We start from the raw sequence: 19,687 nt of genomic DNA, 5'->3' as shown, positions 1-19,687 counted from the left end.
ATGAAGGACAACCACCGCGATGAAGGAGCCCGCAATGCCCCGCCGAAGACCGCTTTTCGCCCTGATCATGGGCATGGGGCTAAGCATGATCGCCGGGCCCGGGGCGGCGCAGGACCGGCTGAAGGTGGTGACCACCTTCACGGTGATCGCGGATATGGCGCAGAACGTGGCGGGCGATGCGGCCGATGTCGTCTCGATCACCCGCCCGGGCGCCGAGGTGCATGGCTATGCCCCGACCCCGCGCGATCTGGTCCGGGCGCAGGATGCCGATCTGATCCTGTGGAACGGCCTGGGGCTGGAACGCTGGTTCGAGCCGTTCTTTGCCAATCTGCGCGATGTTCCCGCCGCCGTCGTATCGCAAGGCGTGGCGCCGATCGCGATTTCGGGCGGGGATCATGACGGCAATCCCAACCCGCATGGCTGGATGGCGCTGGATGCGGCCCTGATCTATGTCGACAACATCCGCGATGCGCTGACGCGCGCCGATCCGGGCAATGCCGGCGCCTATGCCGCCAATGCCACGGCCTACAAGGCGCGGATCGCCCAGGTGATCGGCCCCTTGCGCGATGCGGCCCGCGCGCTGCCAGAAGACCGCCGCTGGCTGGTGACCTCGGAAGGGGCGTTTTCCTATCTGGCCCGCGATTTCGCCCTGCGTGAGGTGTTTCTCTGGCCGATCAACGCCGATGCGCAGGGCACGCCGCAACAGGTGCGCACGGTGATCGACACGGTGCGCGCGCATGCCATCCCGGCGGTGTTTTCCGAAAGCACCGTATCGGACAAGCCCGCCCGCCAGGTGGCGCACGAAACCGGCGCGGCCTATGGCGGGGTTCTGTATGTCGACAGCCTCAGCACGCCGGACGGTCCGGTGCCCACCTATCTGGACCTGCTGCGCGTGACCGCGCAGACCATTGTGACCGGGTTGCAGCCATGACCGACGGGGCCGGCATTCCCGTTGAGGGCATCCGCGCCGAGGGGCTGAGCGTCACCTATCGCAACGGCCATACCGCGCTGCGCGACGCCAGCTTTGCCATCCCGCGCGGCACGATCACCGCGCTGGTGGGGGTGAACGGGGCGGGTAAATCGACGTTGTTCAAGGCGCTGATGGGCCTTGTGCCGGTCGCGCGCGGCCAGATCGAAATCCTGGGCCAGCCCGTCGCCCGGATGATCCGGCAACAGGCCGTGGCCTATGTGCCCCAGTCCGAAGAGGTCGACTGGACCTTTCCCGTGCTGGTCGAGGATGTGGTGATGATGGGGCGTTATGGCCACATGGGCTTTCTGCGCCGCCCGCGCGCGGCTGATCATGCCGCCGTCACCGCGGCGCTGGCCCGCGTCGACATGGCGCCGTTCCGCCACCGCCAGATCGGTGAACTGTCGGGCGGACAGAAGAAACGCGTGTTCCTGGCGCGCGCGCTGGCGCAGGATGCGCAGGTGATCTTGCTGGACGAACCCTTCACCGGCGTCGACGTCAGGACCGAGGATCAGATCATCGCCCTGCTGCGTGCCCTGCGCGCCGAGGGCCGGGTGATGCTGGTGGCCACGCACAACCTGGGATCGGTGCCGGAATTCTGCGACCGGGTGGTGCTGGTCAGGGGCACGGTGATCGCGCATGGCCCGACCGGACAGGTCTTTACCCGGGAAAACCTGCACGCGGCCTTTGGCGGCGTGCTGCGGCATTTCCTGATTGAAGGGCCGCACCCGCATGCCGACAGCGACCGGCGCAAGCTGGACATCCGCAGCGACGATGAACGCCCGCCGGTGATCCATGACGGTCGCGCCCATACCGCAAAGGGGCCGCGATGATCCTGCTGGAACCCTTCGGCTATGGTTACATGACCAATGCGATCTGGGTCTCGGCGCTGGTGGGCGGGGTCTGCGCCTTTCTGTCGGCCTACCTGATGCTGAAGGGATGGTCGCTGATCGGGGATGCGCTGGCGCATTCGGTGGTGCCGGGGGTCGCGGGCGCCTATATGCTGGGCCTGCCCTTCGCGTTGGGGGCCTTTTTGTCGGGCGGACTTGCGGCGCTGGCGATGGTGGCCCTGCGCCAGCGATCCGGGCTGAAGGAAGATGTCGTGATCGGGCTGATCTTCACCGGCTTCTTCGGGCTGGGACTGTTCATGGTCTCGGTCAACCCGATGGCGGTGTCGATCCAGACCATCACCATGGGCAATATCCTGGCGATCACGCCGGGCGACACGGTGCAGCTGGTGCTGATCGCGGCGGTGTCGCTGGCGGTGCTGGTGGCGAAATGGCGCGACTTTCTGGCGGTGTTCTTCGACGAAGGCCACGCCCGTTCAATCGGGTTGAACGTGACCGCGCTGCGGCTGGTGTTCTTCACGCTGCTGTCGGCCTGCACGGTGGCGGCGATGCAGACCGTGGGCGCGTTTCTGGTGATCGCGCTGGTGGTGACGCCCGGCGCCACGGCCTGTCTGCTGACCGACCGCTTTGCGCGGCTTTTGCTGCTGTCGGTCGGGATCGGGGCCGGCACCGCGGCGCTGGGGGCCTATGCCAGCTATTTCCTGGATGGCGCGACCGGCGGGATCATCGTCTGCCTGCAGACGGGACTGTTTCTGGCGGCGCTGATCCTGGCCCCCCGCCACGGGGTGCTGGCCGCCCGCAGGCGCGCGCGCCGCGCACCCCACCCCACCCCGAACCACACCCTGCCCCCCATGGCCCGAAAGGATGGCGCATGATCGCGGATCTTCTGCTGCCGCTGCACTTTCCCTTCATGCGCAACGCGCTGCTGATCGTGGTGCTGATCGCCCCCGCCGCGGCGATGCTCAGCGCGTTCGTCGTGCTCAGGGGCTGGTCGCTGATCGGCGATGCCACAAGCCATGCGGTGCTGCCCGGGGTCGTTCTGGCCCATATGGCCGGAATACCGCTGATCATCGGGGCATTTCTGGCCGGGCTGATCTGCGCGCTGGGCACCGGCCTGATCAAGGACCATTCGCGCATCAAACAGGACACCGTTATGGGGGTGGTCTTTTCCGGGATGTTCGGTCTGGGCATCGTGCTTTACACCCAGGCCCCCACCGGGCTGGACATGGACCATATCCTGTTTGGCAACATGCTGGGCCTAAGCCCCGGGACGCTGTGGACCGCGGGGCTGATCTCGGGGGGGGTGACGCTGATCCTGGCGGCGAAATGGCGCGACTTTCTGGCGCAAAGCCTTGATCCGGTGCATGCCCGGATGATCGGGCTGCGGGTGAACCGGCTGCATTACGGAATGCTGGCGATCCTGTCGGCAACCATCGTGGCGATGCTGTCGGCGGTGGGCATCATCCTGTCGATCGCCTATCTGATCGCGCCGGGCGCCATTGCCTTTCTGCTGACGCGGCGGTTTTCGGCGATGATCGGGGTGGCGATCGGGGTGGCGTTGCTGGCCGGGGTCACCGGCACCTATGCCGCCTTCTGGCTGGACAGCGCGCCCGCGCCCACCATCGTCATGATCCTGACGGCGCTGTTTCTGGCCGCGCTGACCGCGCACAACCGGCGCGAACGCCGCGCCACCACTGCCGCGGGCAGCTAGGGGGCTGCGCGCCGCGGTTCAGGACAGCGTGTGCCAATCCCGCGCGCGGCATCGCGGATCAGATCCAGCAGCGCCCCCTGCGCCTTGGTCGGAACCCAATCCGCCCGACAGGTCAGCCCGATGCTGCGCCCGGCCCTGTCCAGCGCCGCATCCACTGCCGTATCCAGCCGCACAAGAAGCCCGCGCGCGATTTCGGCCCTGGCCTGCTGGGCCGAGATGCAGCCCAAAAGGTCGCTGCGGTTCAGCACCTCGCGCATCAGCAGGATCGAGCCGCAGTCCAGAATACTGTCCGGCGGCCCGCCGCCCTGCGCCGCGAACAGCGCGTCAAAGCGCGCGCGCGACGGTGTGCCCTGGCGCGGCACGACCCATTGCTGCGCCGCCAGCACCGACAGCGGGATCCGGCCCTGCCCCGCCAGCGGATGGCCGGGCCGGGCCAGGATCGCCAGCCGGTCGTGAAACAGCGCCTCTTGCGTCACATCACCAATCGGCAGCGGGTCGCGCAGGGCGCCGATCATCAGGTCGATATCCCCCCGCCGCAGCCCGGCCAGCATGTCATCATAGGTCCCGTCCAGAACGCTGACCCGATGCGTCGGAAAGGCCGCGCGGAACCGCACCAGCGCCTCGGGCAGAACGGCGGACCGCGACAGCGGCAGCGCGCCGATGACGATCCGCCCGCCATCGCCCCCGTCAAGATCGGCCAGATCGGCCTCGGCCTGCTCGATTTCCGAAAACGCCAGCCGCGCGGCCTGCGCCAGCCGGCGGCAGACCGGCGTGGCCACCATCCCGAATGAGGTGCGTTCGAACAGCGCGCGGGCGGCCTCGCGCTCGATCCGGGTGATCGCCCGGTGCACGGTCGGCTGGGCCAGGCCCTGCATGCGCGCCGCAAGGGTAAAGTTCTGTGCCTCGCTCATGGCGATCAGCGCCTGCAGCTGGGCGGCGGTCGCCGTCACCTTCAGCCGCGGCGCGACCTCGGCCAGCGCGCCATCCAGCCGCCCCATCGCGCGCCGGATGCGCCGGTCCAGGCACCGGCCCCGTTCGGTCAGAAAAAACCCCTGCCGGCTGCGGTCGAACAGCGCGCCGCCCGTTTCCTGTTCCAGCTTGCCCAGCGCCTGCGTCACCGCCGGCTGCGAGATCAGGCAGCGGCTGGCCGCAAGCGTCGGCGAGCCCAGGTCCGCCACCGCAAGAAAGACCCGAAAGTGCCTGAGATTTCTGGATATCATGACATCATCCCACCCCGCCAGACAGGGCCGCGCCAAGGCCGGGCCGGCGCTTGCCCCACCCCGTTCCTATAGCGGTTTCTTATCCGTTGGAACCGCCTTCCCCGTCCGCGGCGGGCCTAGAACGGCGGGGCGACGCCCAGGCGCGCGGCGCCTTCGGACAGGTCGCGCAACACATCGGCGGGCAGGTGCAGGCCTTCTTGCCGGGCGCGCAGATCGTGGCGGGCCTCGACCTCGCCGGGATAGAAGATCTCGTCGATGCCCGGCGCGCGGGGCGTGTCCTTCATGGTGGCGATCAGGCGTTCCATATCCGACTCGAATTCCGCCAGCGGGCGGCACTGGGCGATATCGACCGCCATCACGAAATGCCCCGCCCCGCTGCGCCCCTCGGGGACGTAGGGGCCGACGACCGCGGGCGCGAAGCTGCTGCCCGACAGGATACCCGACAGCACATCCATCGCGAAGGTGATCGCATAGCCCTTGTGCCCCGCCATCGGCAGGATCGTTCCCGCGATGCCGGCTGCAGGATCGGTGGTCATCTGCCCGGTCGCATCCATCGCCCAGCCCTTGGGAATGGCCTGCCCCCGTGCCCGCGCGACGTAAAGCTTGCCCCGCGCCACGGCGGTATTGGCCATGTCCACCATCATCGGCGGATGCCGGCCCGCCGGGGCCGCCCAGGAAAAGGGGTTGTTGCCGATGCGCTTTTCCCGCCCGCCCCAGGGCGCCATCGCGGGGCTGGCATTGGTCGAGATGAAGCCGATGCAACCCGCCTGCGCCGCCATGCGCGTGAAATACATCGCCGTGCCAAAATGGCCCGAATTGCGCACCGCCACCGCGCCGATGCCATGCGCCCTGGCCGCGCGGATCGCCTGTGCCATCGCCGCCTGCGCCACGACCTGGCCCACCCCGTCACCGCCATCGATCACGCCAAGCGCGCCGGGGCTGTCCTCGGGTCGGGGCAGCGCATCGGCCCGGATCGCACCGCTTTCCAGCCTCTTGCCATACCAGAACAGCCGCATGATCCCGTGCGACGGATGCCCCCACAGATCGGCCTGCACCAGCGTATCGGCCAGCAATTCCGCCGAAGCCTGCGGCAGGCCAAGGCGCGCGTAACAGCGGGTCGCAAAGTCGCGCAAGGCGTCGGGCGCGACACGGGTCATGGCGCGGGTCATGGCGCGGCCCCGATCAGTGTTACATCCGCACACCGGGACCGGGCGGCCCCCTGCGGTTCAACGGCGTTCGGCACTTGCACCCCCCATGTCGGTCCTTTGCCGCCAGCTTGTCCGCAAGGCCGGGCCACGTCAATCGCGGTTGTCCCGGCGGGTCGGGCGCGCTCAGAATTCCTTGCGCATCATGCGATCGACCGCGATCCGACCGCCCCCCAGCGCCGCGATCACGGCGGCCGATACCGTGGCGAACAACGAGGCGAATTCCGCCTTCAGCTGCACCCCGGTCGGGCCCGCCAGAAAGGCCGCGCCACCATCGGACAACAACCGCGCCTGACCGGCCGGGGTCAGCAGATCCGGGTTCGCCGCAAGATAGGCGACCCCCGCCGGGGTCAGGAACGCATCGCCATAGGGATGGGTGACATGAAACCAATAGGTCACCAACAACATCACCGCATTGGCCAACGCCGCGGGCCGCGTCAGAAAACCCAGGACGATCAACACCCCCCCAAGGAAATTCGTGACCGCGACCAGGGGCGAAAAAAGCCAGCCCGGCCAGAAACCGATGCTTTCGACAAAGCCTGCCATGGCCATCGGGTGCTGGATCTTGTGCCAGCCCTCGACCGCCAGCCAGCCGCCAATCACAATGCGGAAGGCAAGCCAGCCGAAGGGCTGGGCAAATTCCGAATAGAACCCGGCAAGCGACGGCAGATACATCCGCTCCCGCGGGGTGCTGAAATCCTGTGCCATGATGTGGAACCCTCCCTGTCCATGGACCTTGCGGAAGCATTCTGGAACGCTGGTGCCCGGGGTCCGGGCCAATCGCACATCCATACACCCCGAATTCCCGTGGCCCCGAATTCCCTTGGCCCGGAATTCCCTTGGCAATGCCATCAGGCAACCAACCGGGCAGATACGGATACAGGCCACACGGGGTTTCAGGTAACCAAAGTCTGCGCCCGGCAGCGGCGAAAAGCAAGCGCCGGGGCACCCGGCCCGGATCGGCTGCCGCGCTGACGACACATCCGCACATCTGCGTGTGCGCACGCTTCGCGTGTTGCATCCGCGCCGGCGGGGCGCGCGATCAGGCCCGTCCGTGCGGCTGCATATAGTCCAGCACCGGGTTGATCGGGATGATGCGGTTGGGGTTTATCGTATCGTGGCTGTAATGGTAATGGCGCACGATATGGTCCAGGTTGACCGTCCCGGCCACGCCGGGCAGCTGATACAATTCGCGCGTATAGGCCCAGAGGTTCGGATAGTCGATCAGCCGCTTGCGGTTGCACTTGAAATGCAGGTGATAGACCGGATCGAACCGGATCAGGGTGGTGAACAGCCGCCAGTCGGCCTCGGTCAGGCGCACACCCATCAGGTAGCGGTTGGCGGCCAGATGGCCTTCCAGCCAGTCGAGCCCGGCAAAAACCTCATGCACGGCCTCGTCATAGGCGGCCTGCGTGGTGGCAAAGCCCGCCCGGTAGACGCCATTGTTGATCGCCGGATAGATGCGCGCGTTCATCGCCTCGATCCCGTCGCGCAGATCGGCGGGCCAGTAATCGGCGCGGTTGCCCGTCAGGCCGTCGAAAGCCGCGTTGAACATACGGATGATTTCCGAGGATTCGTTGCTGACGATCGTTTCGCGCTGCCGGTCCCACAGGACCGGAACCGTCACCCGCCCCGTGGCATCGGGCTGCGCGCGGGTATAGATGTCGCGCAAGTAAGCCTGCCCGTAAAGCCGGTCCCCGGTCGTGCCGGGAAAGCCGGTGTCAAAGGTCCAGCCGTCGGACAGCATGTCGGGATGCACAACCGAAACGTCGATATGCGGAACAAGCCCCTTGATCGCGCGAAAGATCAGCGTGCGATGCGCCCAGGGGCAAGCGTAAGAGACATAGAGGTGATAGCGCCCGCTTTCGGCCGCAAAGCCGCCCATCCCCGAAGGCCCCGCGCTGCCGTCCGCGGTGATCCAGTTGCGAAAGCGCGCGGTGTCGCGTTCAAACCGGCCCTCGGTCGCGCCGGTATCATACCAGGCGCTGTCCCATGTGCCGTTCACCAGCTTGCCCATTACCTCATCCCTTCATGGCCCCGTGCTTTTCATGACCGTGCAAGCATAAGGGCTTGTCGCCCCCTGGCAACGCGGATCTGCGCACAGGGCCCGTGCATCAGGCCGCAAGCGGCGGCGGGCGGGCCCGCCCGCGCCGGAATGATCCGGATCGCTTTGTCAGCCCCGCCGCATCCTGTGCGCAGATGCACAGCACCTGGCGAAAACGCATGGCTTTGATTGTTGCCCCGGATGCCCCACATTCATCCCAAAGCCGTATGGAGCATCACATGACCTTCAGACCAGTCGCCGCCACCAGCCGCGCCCAACCCGCGATCGAGGGCGCGGGCGTTCACCTGCACCGGGTCTTCGGCTTCGGCGATCCGTCGCTGACCGATCCGTTCCTGATGATGGACGATTTCCGCAACGACGATCCGCGGCTGTATTCGCGGGGCTTTCCCTGGCATCCCCATCGCGGGATCGAGACGATCACCTATGTGCTGGAAGGTCAGGTGGAACATGCCGACTCGCTGGGCAACCGCGGCCTTCTGGGCCCGGGCAGCGTGCAATGGATGACCGCCGGTTCCGGCATCGTGCATCAGGAAATGCCCTCGGGCGACGGCCAGGGCCGGATGCATGGCTTTCAGCTGTGGGCCAACCTGCCCGGCGCGCTGAAGATGACAAACCCGCGTTATCAGGATGTCTCGTCCAGCGACATCCCTGTTGAGATTGACGATGACGGCACGGTGGTCAGGGTCATCATCGGATCATTCTGGGGCAAGACCGGCCCGGTTGACGGGATCGCGGCCAATCCGATGCTGCTGGATGTCTCGGTTCCGGCGGGACGGCGCAAGGTGTTGCCGGTGGACACGCGCGCCAATGCGCTGGCCTATGTCTTTGCCGGATCGGGCACCTTCCGCGATGCCAGCACGCCGGTGGGGATCAAGGTGGAAAAGGAATTCCGCGGGCAAGAGCTGAACATCCGCGACATGACCGGCAACCGCACGCTGATCCGGTTCGGTGCGGGCGACGAAATCACCGTTCAGGCCGGGGATGAGGGGCTGCGCTTTTTGCTGATGACGGGCCGCCCGATCCAGGAACCCGTGGCCTGGCATGGCCCGATCGTGATGAACACCCAGGACGAACTGCGCCAGGCCATGCGTGAACTGCAGAACGGAACCTTCATCAAGCACGGCTGAGCGGACCCGCCCCCGCGCCCGTCCGGCGCGGCATCGACACCGGACAGGCCCGGGGGGCTTGGCATCAGGCGCGGATGACACTATTGCGGCCGCAGCGAACACGGAGCCGGGTGCGATCCCCGGCTGGCTCTTCCGGCCGCCGATCCGCCGGACAACCAGACCAAACCCTGTTTGGATGACGGCCCCGCCAAAGATTTCCGTTCGGGCCGTTCGGGAAGAATTGCATGTTTTCAATCGATGCCTATCGCGCCCAGTGGTTCGGCAATATCCGCGCCGACCTGCTGTCGGGTCTTGTCGTGGCCCTTGCCCTGATCCCCGAGGCGATCGCCTTTTCCATCATCGCGGGCGTTGACCCCAAGGTCGGGCTTTACGCCAGCTTTTCCATCGCCGTGCTGACCGCCTTCGCCGGCGGGCGGCCGGGGATGATCTCGGCCGCGACGGCCGCAACGGCGGTGCTGATGGTGACGCTGGTGCGCGACCACGGGCTGCAATACCTGCTGGCGGCCACCGTGCTGGCGGGGCTGATCCAGATCGGCGCGGGGCTTTTGCGGCTGGGCTTCGTGATGCGCTATGTCTCGAAATCGGTGATGACGGGGTTTGTCAACGCGCTGGCCATCCTGATCTTCATGGCGCAGCTGCCGGAACTGGACCCGCGCAAGGTGACCTGGCTGACCTATGCGCTGGTCGCGGCGGGACTGGCGATCATCTATCTGTTTCCGCGGGTGACCAGGGCGATCCCCTCGCCGCTGGTGACCATCCTTGTGCTGACCGCGCTGAGCATGACCTTTGGCTGGGATGTGCGCACCGTAGGCGACATGGGCGCGCTGCCCGATACGCTGCCGGTCTTCCTGATCCCCGACATCCCGCTGACGCTGGAAACGCTGGCGATCATCCTGCCCTATTCGGTGGCGGTGGCGGTGGTGGGCCTGCTGGAAAGCCTGATGACGCAGCAACTGGTGGATGAGCTGACCGACACGAAAACCGACCGCAACCAGGAATGCATCGGCCAGGGCATTGCCAATACCGCGACCGGGTTCATCGGCGGCATGGCGGGATGCGCGATGATCGGGCAGTCGATGATCAACGTGAAATCCGGCGGGCGGGGGCGGCTGTCGGCCTTTACCGCGGGGGTGGTGCTGCTGATACTTGTCGTCTTTCTGGGCGATTGGGTCGCGCGCATCCCGATGCCCGCGCTGGTGGCGATCATGATCATGGTCAGCATCGGCACGTTTTCCTGGTCCTCGATCCGCAACCTGGCGACGCATCCGCGATCGTCGTCGATCGTGATGCTGGCCACCGTGGTGACCGTGGTCTGGACCCACAACCTGGCAATCGGCGTGCTGGTGGGGGTGCTGCTGTCGGGCATCTTCTTTGCCGCCAAGATCGCGCAGCTGTTCAGGGTGACCTCGACCGCCTCGGCCGACGGGCGCGAACGGACCTATGTGGTCGAAGGCCAGCTGTTCTATGGCTCGGTCGAGGATTTCATGGCCGCCTTCGATTTCCGCGAGGCGCTGGACCGCGTGGTGATCGACGTCAGCCGCGCGCATATCTGGGATATTTCCAGCGTGCAGGCGCTGGACATGGCGGTGCTGAAATTCCGCCGGGACGGGGCCGGGGTGGACATCGTCGGCATGAACGCCGCATCCGAAACCATCGTCGACAGGCTGGCCGTGCATGACAAGCCCGGCGTGATCGACAAGCTGATGGCGCATTAAGGGGGACGGGACCATGACCAACCAACCGCAAAAGATCATCGCGCTTGTCGACGGGTCGATCTATTCCGCCAGCGTTTGCGAACACGCGGCCTGGATCGCGGGCCGCACCGGGGCGCCGGTGGAACTGATCCACGTCCTTGGCCGCAGCGGGCGGGCCGAAACCCAGGATCGGTCCGGCGCCATCGCCCTGGGCGCGCGCACGGCGCTGCTGCAGGAACTGGCCGAACTTGACGCCCAGCGCGCCAGGCTGATCAGCCAGCGGGGCCGGGCCATTCTGGACGATGCCCGTGCCCTTGTGGAACAGGCCGGCGTGACCGGGGTCACCACCCGCCTGCGCCACGGCGACATCGTCGAAACCGTGGCCGAGGTAGAGCGCGATGCCCGCGTCATCGTGATCGGCAAGCGCGGCGAGGCGGCGGATTTCGCCCGCGGCCATCTGGGGTCGAACCTTGAACGGCTGGTGCGCGCCTGCCACAAGCCCGTGGTCGTTGCCGCACGCGCGTTCCGCCCCGTTTCCCGGGTGCTTGTCGCTTTTGACGGCGGCGCCCCGGCGCGCAAGGCGGTCGATCACATCGCGCAGAGCGCGCTGTTTCAGGGACTTTCGGTGCAGGTGGCAAGCGTGGGCCCGGAAACGGCCGAGATCACGCAGGCGCTGGCCGAGGCCCGGGCGACACTGATCGCGGCGGGGATCGCGGCGGATACCGCGGTCCTGCCGGGTCAGCCGGACACCGCCCTTGCGCGCCTGGTCGAGGACGCACCCTTCGACATGCTGGTGATGGGCGCCTATGGCCATTCGCGCATCCGCAGCCTGATCATCGGATCGACGACAACGGAAATGATCCGGTCCTGCAAGGTGCCGGTCGTGCTGATCCGCTAGGCGATCGGGCCCCTGACCTCCGCCTTCGGCCAGGGCCGGGGGGATGCGTGCATCGCGCGGCACTTCGGGTTAGCATGGTGGCCAATACACCCCGCCCCCAATGCGCCCCGCCCCCCTGCCCGCCCCCCTGATCGCCGGAGGATGCCAATGGACCCGCTGCCACTTGCCCGCGCCTTTACCCTGATCGAACCCGGCCCGGTGGTTCTGGTCACGACGCATGACGGGACACGGCCCAACATCATGACCATCACCTGGACCATGGCGCGCGGCTTTGACGCCGAATTCGCGCTGACCACGGGGCCGTGGAACCATTCGTGGGCCGCACTGTGCGACCGGCGCGATTGCGTGCTGGCGATCCCGACCGCAGACATGATCGACACGGTCGTGGGCATCGGGACCTGTTCGGGCGCCGATACCGACAAATTCGCGCGCTTCGGCCTGACCCCCCTGCCCGCCCGCCATGTCGGGGCGCCGCTGATCGGGGAATGCCTGGCCAATATCGAATGCCGGGTCGACGAAATCATCGAACGACTGAACCTGGTGCTGCTTCAGGGGGTCGCGGCCCATATCGACAGCGCCCGGGCGGACAGGCGGCTGCTACATGCCGTGGGCGACGGCACCTTCACCGCCGATGGCGCGCGGTTCGACCGCCGCGCGGCGATGCGCGCCAAGCTGCCAGATGCCTTGACCTGACCGCGCAGGACGATTGACCGTTGCCGGGCATGATCTCTCCCCTGATGGTCACATCGACAAGACAGTGGCTCGTGCCCTTGTTTTGCGGATCAACCACGACATCGGGGCCGAAGCGGGTTGTGCAGACCTTCAGCCCCCCAGATCTCGCCGCCAGAAAAAGCCGAAGGTCAACATACGGCGGATCAGCGCCCCCTGACGCCAGGATACGGGCTGTTAACCGCTGCGACGCACCAAGTGACGCAATCCTTGAATGAGACGCGCCACCCCATTTCCGGGGCGGCGCGCTGTAGCCGATCGGCGGTGGCCGCCGCCAGGCGTCAGAAGTCGAACCGCGCCGACAGGCTGGCCCTCATATCGGTGCCGCCGTCCCATGCGCTTTCGGCGCCTACGCTGACCGACAGCATCCCGGTTTCCGAGATGTGCTGGTTGACACCAACGCTGGCCGCGAAGCTGGTCTTGTCGAGCCCCACCGAGTTGACACCAATGGCGCCCTGGCCATTGTCATAGGACGCCGCCACCGCAACGTTGCGATCGTTCAACGGGACAGACACATCCAGCGTGCCAAAGAATGAGGTCCCCTCGCGCACCTCAGTGCTGAGTTTGATTCCCAGATCGAAGCGCGCATAGTCGGCATTAACGCTCTCTACCGCCATGGCGTCGAGCATATTCCCGTTCGCCGCCATTTCGGAGAACGCATCCGAGTCCGAAGAGCCGAAAGTGAGGTTGGCACGCAGCCCCAGATCAACGTTACGGACCGCACGATTATATTCCAGTCCGATGTTGAACTGCGTGGCCGAGCTGTCGACTTCAGAGAAGTCAACCATACCGCCGTTTGAAACGCGAGTGCCGTCGAAGGTCAGTTGGGCATGCTGGAACCCGGCAAACCAGACCGTGTTTTCACTGCCCGGCAAGGCCCCCACCACTGTGGCGCCCCAGCTCATGCCGTCGCCATCTGCACGAAGGTAATCCCCTTCAAGCCTGGTTGTGGCGGTGCCAAGACTGAGCACCACGCTGAGATCGCTGCCCGACATGCGCAAGCCAACCTGCGACCCGGTGGCAGAAACACCAAACGGCATGTTGGCACCGGCGTTGTCATTCGCGGCAAAATGGCTGTTCGACACGTCGATAAACGCACCATGCGTACCCGCCCCGCCGACAAAGCCGCTGACCCAATCAGGCATGGCGTTCAGCGCGGCGGATTGAGCCCCACCAGAGAAACCTGCATAGACCTCGGGCGAGGCTTTTTCGAACACCGAACCCACGTCACCGTTCTGCGCCCAGGTCTGGGTCAGGTATTCGGCGAAACGGCCGCCGTAGAACTGCGCGACACCGCCTGCATCGTTCACCATCAGACCCGAATACATCGCACGCTGGTTGTCGTTGCCGGCCAGACCTTCAAGCTGGCCCAGCGTTTGCGCGCCAAGGCTGACAACGTTGCCCGTGGCAAGGTTAAGGACCCCGCCGTTCTGGGCCGTGGTGGTCACGCTGCCAAAATAGCCCTGGATCGCAAAGGTGTCGAAGTCCATCACATGCGTGGTCTGGCCCAGCGAGGCCCCCGCGCTATCCGCGATATCGAGTGTCGCACCCGAGTTGATGGTCAGCATGCCGCCTTCAGAGATGTTGATCCGGTCATAGTCGGTACCGGCAACCGCAGAATCCCCGGTATTCACAATCTCAAGAAGCGTGTTCGATCCGCTGTCGAGCGTCAGATCCGAGAAGGTCAGCATACCCGGCGAGTTACCGGGCGACAGGCGGCCGCCCGCGATGATGGTTGTCGAGGCGTCGATCCGACCGTTACCGCGGAGGGTACCCGATACGCTGGCCGTGTTGGCCGAAACATGCGAGGTCCCCTGACCAGCCAGATAAAGATCGCCGATAACCTCAAGGGTTTGCACATCAAGCGAGCCGCTTGCGCCAACCGTCGTCGTTGCACCGTCGCGAACGACGAATGATGAATCTTCCGATGAGCTGGTAAGCGTTCCGCTGACGTTGAAATCGCCCTCCAGAACGTTGACCGTACCTTTGCCGCTGATCGTGCCCGAGAACGCGCCGCCATAACGGATGTCGAGGTCATTGCCACCAAGGTTCACATAGCCCGCCCCCAACAGCTGGTCGATCGACTGATCGCCCGCGACCAGTTCCAGCGCCGCATTGGCGCGCACATCGACCACCGCGGACTGGTGGATGATATTGGCCCCGTCAAGTGCAAGCGCGCCTTCCGCGATGACAATGTCAAGCACGGTCACATCGCCTTGCAGCGTCAGGGTTCCGGCGCCGGCCTTGATGAAGGTGCCGCTCTCTTCCTCATCACCCGAAACATCCGAGATTTTCCCGGCATAGGTGGTGTCGCCATTCTGGATGACAGTCAGTTGATCAGCAGTACCGATCTCGAAGTCGCCGTTTTCGTCGCCCGTCAGACCAGCTGCGTTCTCATCCGTGCCACCAGCGGAAAGCACACGCTCACCGTTCACGACGACACGACCCGAGTTGTCAAAGTCTTCGGTCAGGGTTGTGATATCCGCGTTCATATACACGGTGTTCGGGCTGCCGTTGTAAAAGCCGCCCGTGGTGGTGAACGATGCATCGCCGGCGATGGTGAACGTGCCCATGTTGTGGACCGAATTCACTGTGTCGGTCACATTGGCCAGATAGGTTGCGCCAGTGTCCAGAACGATGTCGAGATCATCGCTCATCGTCGAATCTGCAACGATGCCGCCCTCCTTGACCGTCAGCGTGCCCCCGAACGCCTGCGCTTGCGACAGGGTCAGAACGGCATCGCCGCTCTTGTTCAGGTTACCCGCCCCGACGAAAGCACCGTCAAAGGTGCTGTCTAGCGCCAGGGTGATGTCAAGCGTCTGTGCGTCACCCTCATCACAGGTGGCTGCTGTGCCCTGCTGGCTTGCCGACAGACAGAACAGCCCCGAACCCGTCAGATCCAGCGCCTCGATCGAGACATCATCCGCCGTGCGCCAGAAACCGTCGTTTTCAATGCCGCCGTCGACAACGACACCGCCGGCCTGTTCGAAGATACCAACCGAGACAACCTCTTCACCATCGCGCTCGACACCGTTTACCAGGTCCTCACCGACAGCGAGCGACCCTTCGAGTGCGAAGCTGTCGGTATTGACGAAGGTCCCATCCACCTGCATCGAACCGCGCTGCACCCAGCCGCCCGCGTTGCCCACATCGCCCGCGACCGTGACCGTCTCGTCGCTGCCCGAATCGTGCGTGACGCTGCCCGTATTGACCATGTTCCCGCCAACGCCGATCGCACCCGCACCGACCCAGCGGCCCGCGTTCGCCACGCTGCCGTCCACCTGGACAGAACCCAGCTGCGCGAAAACCGCATCTGCGGTGTTGATAAGGTTGCCGCCCACCGACAGGGTGCCGTCCCAGGCCTCGAAATCTTCGTCGGTGTAGTCCAGCCCGTTCTGTTCGAGCAGGGGCGTCAGGCTGAAATCCTGATCGAACAGTGTCGAGGACCAGACGCGCGACCCCAGAAGCGTAATCGTGCCTCTGTTGACCACCGCACCCGAGGTCGTGGCCGAACCGGCGACATTCCAGGCGCCGCCGCCAAGCACCGTCGCGGTGCCCGCCGTCTCGGCACCAAAAGTGTCGAGCGTGCTGTTGTCATAGACGACCAGATCCGAACCCGACGCCATCAGCTTGCCCGCGCCGGACAGACCCGCATAGGTCGACAAGCGACCGCTGGCCAGATGCAGATGCGACAGGGCGTTGGTTCCCGTCATGAACAGGTTGCCATCATATGCCGTGCCCGCTTTGGCATCGCCGACCAAAAGGCCACCGTTGGTCCACTGGCCCGAAAGGGTCGCCGTCGAAGCGTCCATGGCGCCGGTGTTGTAAACTGCCACACGACCAATCGCGCCTTCGCCGCTGCCATCATAGCCGTTCAGGTTTACGTTGTTGGTAAACTTGACCGAACCGACCGACTGCTCCGAGCCGAAGGTCAGTGTGCCGTTGACGCCAGCACCCGTGGTCGAGCTGGAAACAAAGAAGCCATCATGGCCCCATTTGAGCGCCTGACCGCGACCGGTTTCCGCGTCAAGCTGACCAAGCGTGACGACCACACCATCCTCAAGCCCCGAGGCGAAGCCGCCCGATCCGGTCCATGCGGTTTCCGATGGGTCGGTGCCTGCGCGGCGCACATAGTCCTCTTGCAGCAGGAAGGTACCAACCGTGCCAAGCCCCAGCGTACCGTTGCCGCCGACGGTGGAAATACCCGCGCCGTTGAACCGCATCAGCGACGCGTCGTGGACGCCCTCGCCCATAAGCGCGGTCAGCGTTGCACCTTGCAGGATGGTGTTGCCGGAATAGGTGTTCTCGCCGTTGAAGACCACCAGGCCGCCATCGCCGGCAATCGTCAGATCAGCGCCGTCACCGGCGGCATTCATGAAGCCATCATTGGTCGCAAGACTGTCGTCCGCGATATCCCCCTCAAAGCGGATCTCGTTGCCAAGGCCCGGCTCCAGGCGCACATTCGCCCCCTTCATCATGAACAGGTCCGAACCTGCGGACGACCCTGCCTCACCAAATTGGCTGGTCGTGCTGCCGCCTGCGACGTAATTGAGTTCGAACAGCGAATTGCCCTGGATCAGCAGCGTGCCACCTTCGCGCACGAAGATCGCGCCGCCAAGACCATCACCGCCGCCCCCGAAAAGGCCGTCGCCATTGGCACCTTCGCCCGCACCAAAGCCTGCAAAGCCGCCGTCGCCCGGATTGCCGTCCGCGGCAAATCCGTTGGCACCGGCCGCGCCACCGGCGCCGCCCTGACCACCGCCAGCGCCAAAGCCGCCAGCGCCGCCCTGACCGCCTTCGCCGCCGTCGCCGCCGTCGCTGATCGAAATCGCACCATCGCCGCCGTCACCACCGGCACCGCCTTCGCCGCCACCGAAGAAGTCGGCGCCACCGCTCGCGTCACCGCCGTCGCCGCCCGCACCGCCAAGGCCGGCCAGACCCTGCCCAAGTTGCGCGGCCCAGTAACCCACGTTAACCGTGGCCAGCGCGAGATCCGCAATTGCGAACGTCATGTCGATACTCGCCTGGCTGACGCCCATCGACGCCTTGGCAATTTCGGCCGGGTCCGGAAGCCCCACGGCCGCACCGACAACCGGGTCCGGGTTAAGCGCCGCCGTCAGATCGAGAGAGGCCAGAGTGATGCCCTGGGTCGCAGTGACCGTTCCGGCGACCGCAGAGGCCAGGTCATACATCAGCCAGAAGTTGACAGGCTGACCATCGCTGCCGTTGCCGCCATCGCCACCGTTGAAACCGGCACCGTTAGTCGCATCGCCTGCGGGGGCGCCGTTCGTGCCGTCAACACCTTCGCCTTCGTTAAAGAAGGTGCTTAGCCAGTTTGCCGAGTAGCCATCACCACCACTCGCATCATCATCCTGTGCGCCTGGCAGCGTGATGTTGTTCATGCTGCCCCCGGTCGAGAGCGGCGAATAAAGCTTGAAGTATTCAATCGTGGCATCTGCGTCGATGGCATCCGACAAGCTGAGCGTTACAGTGCCATTGCCGACCGAAACGCCCGTAATCGTGGTGCCTTCGCCAAACGATGCCCCTTCGACAAGCCGTCCGTTCAGCAAGGCGCTGATCTTGTCCGCAGACATCGACGAGGTATCAAACCGCACCGTGATGGCATTGCCGCCGTCGGCCACAGTGGTGGTGGCCGTCTTGATCGCAAGCCCGATCGCGGGGTCATAAAAATCAGCCAGTTGGCCAGTGCTGCCGCTTGCCGGTACGATGGTAACGACGTCACCGTCAATCGCGGTAACGGTGCCGGTAAAGGCGGCACCATCTTCACCGGGTACGAAAACCGTCTGGTCGACCGAGAATAGCGAAGATGCCCCTTCGATACGAACCTGGTTGCCGGCAACCATCGGGCTTTCAACGGCGTCAAAGCCCGTCACGCGGTCACCCAACGGTGTGTCCAGAACGAACGAGCGACCGTCTTGCGACACACTGGCGATGATCGATGTCCGGTCAACACCGTCGGCATCGGTCCAGTTGACGCTCATACCTGTGCGATAGGTCCCCAGAGAACTGGTGACGTTGATCACCTGTTCGTTGTCAACGGTGGTAATATAATATTGCGATGCATCAAATGAAGGCGCCTTGATCACGTCAAAAGTGCTGAGAGCACCGGGGGAAGACAGCGTCTTATCAAGCGTGATCGACTTGATCTTGCCCTGCAGGTTACCGTTTGCCCCCGCAGTCTGGTCGTCGGCCGCGGTATAATAGTCGATGCCCGTCACCACCGCGCCTTGAAGCGCCGTGCGGTCGGACATGCCTGCGACGACGACGGACCCGATCGAGAGATCGGAAAGACCAGTCGGGACGTCGACCTCCATCCCTGTGTCAGGGTCGGAAAGATTGCTATCATGCATCGCATAGTTGAAGCTGATCGTCGTCCCCGAGATCGCAACATTGCCGCCAACGGTGTCAAACGCCTCTGTCAGGCGCAGAACATCGCCTGACGCAATCGACACAGGCGCATCGAGCTCAACAACACCCGAGCCGCTGAGCACACGATCAAGCCGTGCGGACTGCCCATAACCGCTGAAATAGACCTGCGAGTTTTTATACAGCATACCCGTCGCATCGGGGTTCACGTTCACGCGGTCAAACGCATAGGTTCCGGCATCCGCATCGTAGGACAGCGAGCTATATTCAAGCGTCGAGGAAATCAGCATGGACGGCAGTTCGACGCTTTGCCCCGTCACGTTCATCGTGCTGTCATAAAAGCGCAAAGCAGGTTCAGAACCGCCGGTGCCGCCCTGAACGCGGTTGCTCTTGAAATCCGTATTGATGACGGTCAGCGTAGCGCCCTTGTCGACAAAGAACGCACCGCCCAGACCCGCGCCACCGCCCGAGCCCGCACCGCCGGTGGTGTTGAAGTTGTGGACCAGCGACTGCGTATCGCCCTGGCCGATGGTGATCGTCGGGCTGCCGCCGAAGCGATCATCGCCCGAGATCAGATAGCCGGTGCCCAGGTCACCGTTGATGTCGCCGGCAAGACCACCCGACAATGCAATCTCGTCAGGCAAACCGGACGGATCTGCCGCAACGGCCGACACCGACCCCAGAGCGATCATGCCGCTCAGCGCGGGCACCGAAAGCGCGGCCATTCCGCCGCACGACAGGGCACTCAGTGAACATGAGGCCACATGGCGCCCAATCTTGACAACCTTATAGCCGACTTCAACCACTCGATATTGCATTTTCTGCTCCTTCAATTG

12 protein-coding genes, 1 pseudogene and 1 other annotated feature are annotated in these 19,687 nt (G+C 65.0%); of the genes and pseudogenes, 8 read left to right on the top strand and 5 right to left on the bottom strand.

The features are described 5' to 3' along the window. The first annotated feature begins 34 nt into the window (after positions 1-34). From ACK8OU_RS10820 to ACK8OU_RS10805, 4 genes are read left to right on the top strand one after another with little or no spacing between them, the layout of a single operon-like run. Entirely contained in the window at positions 35-931 is an 897-nt protein-coding gene (locus ACK8OU_RS10820) for a metal ABC transporter substrate-binding protein (RefSeq protein ID WP_410303435.1), read from the top strand. Beyond that, positions 928-1,800 carry a manganese/iron ABC transporter ATP-binding protein gene (locus ACK8OU_RS10815; RefSeq protein ID WP_410303434.1) on the top strand — a complete coding sequence of 291 codons (873 nt, stop codon included), beginning with the start codon at positions 928-930 and terminating at the stop codon, positions 1,798-1,800. The genes ACK8OU_RS10820 and ACK8OU_RS10815 overlap by 4 nt, the downstream gene beginning before the upstream one ends. Then, positions 1,797-2,690, top strand: a complete 894-nt coding sequence (locus tag ACK8OU_RS10810; RefSeq protein ID WP_410303433.1) for a metal ABC transporter permease — start codon at positions 1,797-1,799, stop codon at positions 2,688-2,690. Before ACK8OU_RS10815 ends, ACK8OU_RS10810 begins: the two co-directional genes overlap by 4 nt. Then, positions 2,687-3,526 carry a metal ABC transporter permease gene (locus ACK8OU_RS10805; protein WP_410303431.1) on the top strand — a complete coding sequence of 280 codons (840 nt, stop codon included), beginning with the start codon at positions 2,687-2,689 and terminating at the stop codon, positions 3,524-3,526. Before ACK8OU_RS10810 ends, ACK8OU_RS10805 begins: the two co-directional genes overlap by 4 nt. On the opposite strand, the gene ACK8OU_RS10800 is transcribed toward ACK8OU_RS10805, so the two are convergent. From ACK8OU_RS10800 to ACK8OU_RS10785, 4 genes are all read right to left on the bottom strand, one after another. Further along, on the bottom strand, positions 3,523-4,746 hold the full coding sequence (locus tag ACK8OU_RS10800) for a LysR family transcriptional regulator (RefSeq protein ID WP_410303429.1): 1,224 nt from the start codon (positions 4,744-4,746) through the stop codon (positions 3,523-3,525). The genes ACK8OU_RS10805 and ACK8OU_RS10800 overlap by 4 nt on opposite strands. A gap of 116 nt (positions 4,747-4,862) precedes the next feature. Beyond that, entirely contained in the window at positions 4,863-5,915 is a 1,053-nt protein-coding gene (locus ACK8OU_RS10795) for an Ldh family oxidoreductase (RefSeq protein WP_410303428.1), read from the bottom strand. Positions 5,916-6,077: 162 nt separating this feature from the next. After that, positions 6,078-6,659 (bottom strand): DoxX family protein, encoded by a 582-nt coding sequence (locus ACK8OU_RS10790; RefSeq protein WP_410303426.1) that lies wholly within the window; start codon positions 6,657-6,659, stop codon positions 6,078-6,080. 334 nt (positions 6,660-6,993) lie between these two features. Next, complete coding sequence (locus ACK8OU_RS10785; protein ID WP_410303424.1) at positions 6,994-7,968, bottom strand: glutathione S-transferase family protein; 975 nt, start codon at positions 7,966-7,968, stop codon at positions 6,994-6,996. A gap of 266 nt (positions 7,969-8,234) precedes the next feature. Between ACK8OU_RS10785 and ACK8OU_RS10780 the strand changes: the two genes are divergently transcribed. The 4 genes from ACK8OU_RS10780 to ACK8OU_RS10765 all read left to right on the top strand — a co-directional run bounded on the left by ACK8OU_RS10780 (position 8,235) and on the right by ACK8OU_RS10765 (position 12,428). After that, positions 8,235-9,143, top strand: a complete 909-nt coding sequence (locus ACK8OU_RS10780) for a pirin family protein (protein ID WP_410303423.1) — start codon at positions 8,235-8,237, stop codon at positions 9,141-9,143. A gap of 99 nt (positions 9,144-9,242) precedes the next feature. Next, positions 9,243-9,300 (top strand) — a sequence feature (sul1 is cis-regulatory element that is thought to sense ions involved in sulfur or methionine metabolism; They are found in Alphaproteobacteria). 67 nt (positions 9,301-9,367) lie between these two features. Further along, the gene (locus ACK8OU_RS10775; protein ID WP_410303422.1) at positions 9,368-10,858 is read left to right on the top strand and encodes a SulP family inorganic anion transporter; all 1,491 of its coding nucleotides are present in this window, start codon (positions 9,368-9,370) and stop codon (positions 10,856-10,858) included. Positions 10,859-10,871: 13 nt separating this feature from the next. Then, complete coding sequence (locus ACK8OU_RS10770; RefSeq protein WP_410303420.1) at positions 10,872-11,735, top strand: universal stress protein; 864 nt, start codon at positions 10,872-10,874, stop codon at positions 11,733-11,735. A gap of 147 nt (positions 11,736-11,882) precedes the next feature. Continuing rightward, positions 11,883-12,428: a flavin reductase family protein gene (locus ACK8OU_RS10765; RefSeq protein ID WP_410303419.1), complete on the top strand. Its 546-nt coding sequence runs from the start codon at positions 11,883-11,885 to the stop codon at positions 12,426-12,428. Positions 12,429-12,745: 317 nt separating this feature from the next. Here ACK8OU_RS10765 and ACK8OU_RS10760 read toward each other — a convergent pair. Then, positions 12,746-19,687 (bottom strand): annotated as a pseudogene (locus ACK8OU_RS10760) (hypothetical protein); the annotation flags it as partial.

The organism is Pontitalea aquivivens (assembly GCF_046507575.1).
Classification (GTDB): domain Bacteria; phylum Pseudomonadota; class Alphaproteobacteria; order Rhodobacterales; family Rhodobacteraceae; genus Pontitalea; species Pontitalea aquivivens.
This window is presented reverse-complemented; position numbering and strand designations above follow the sequence as displayed.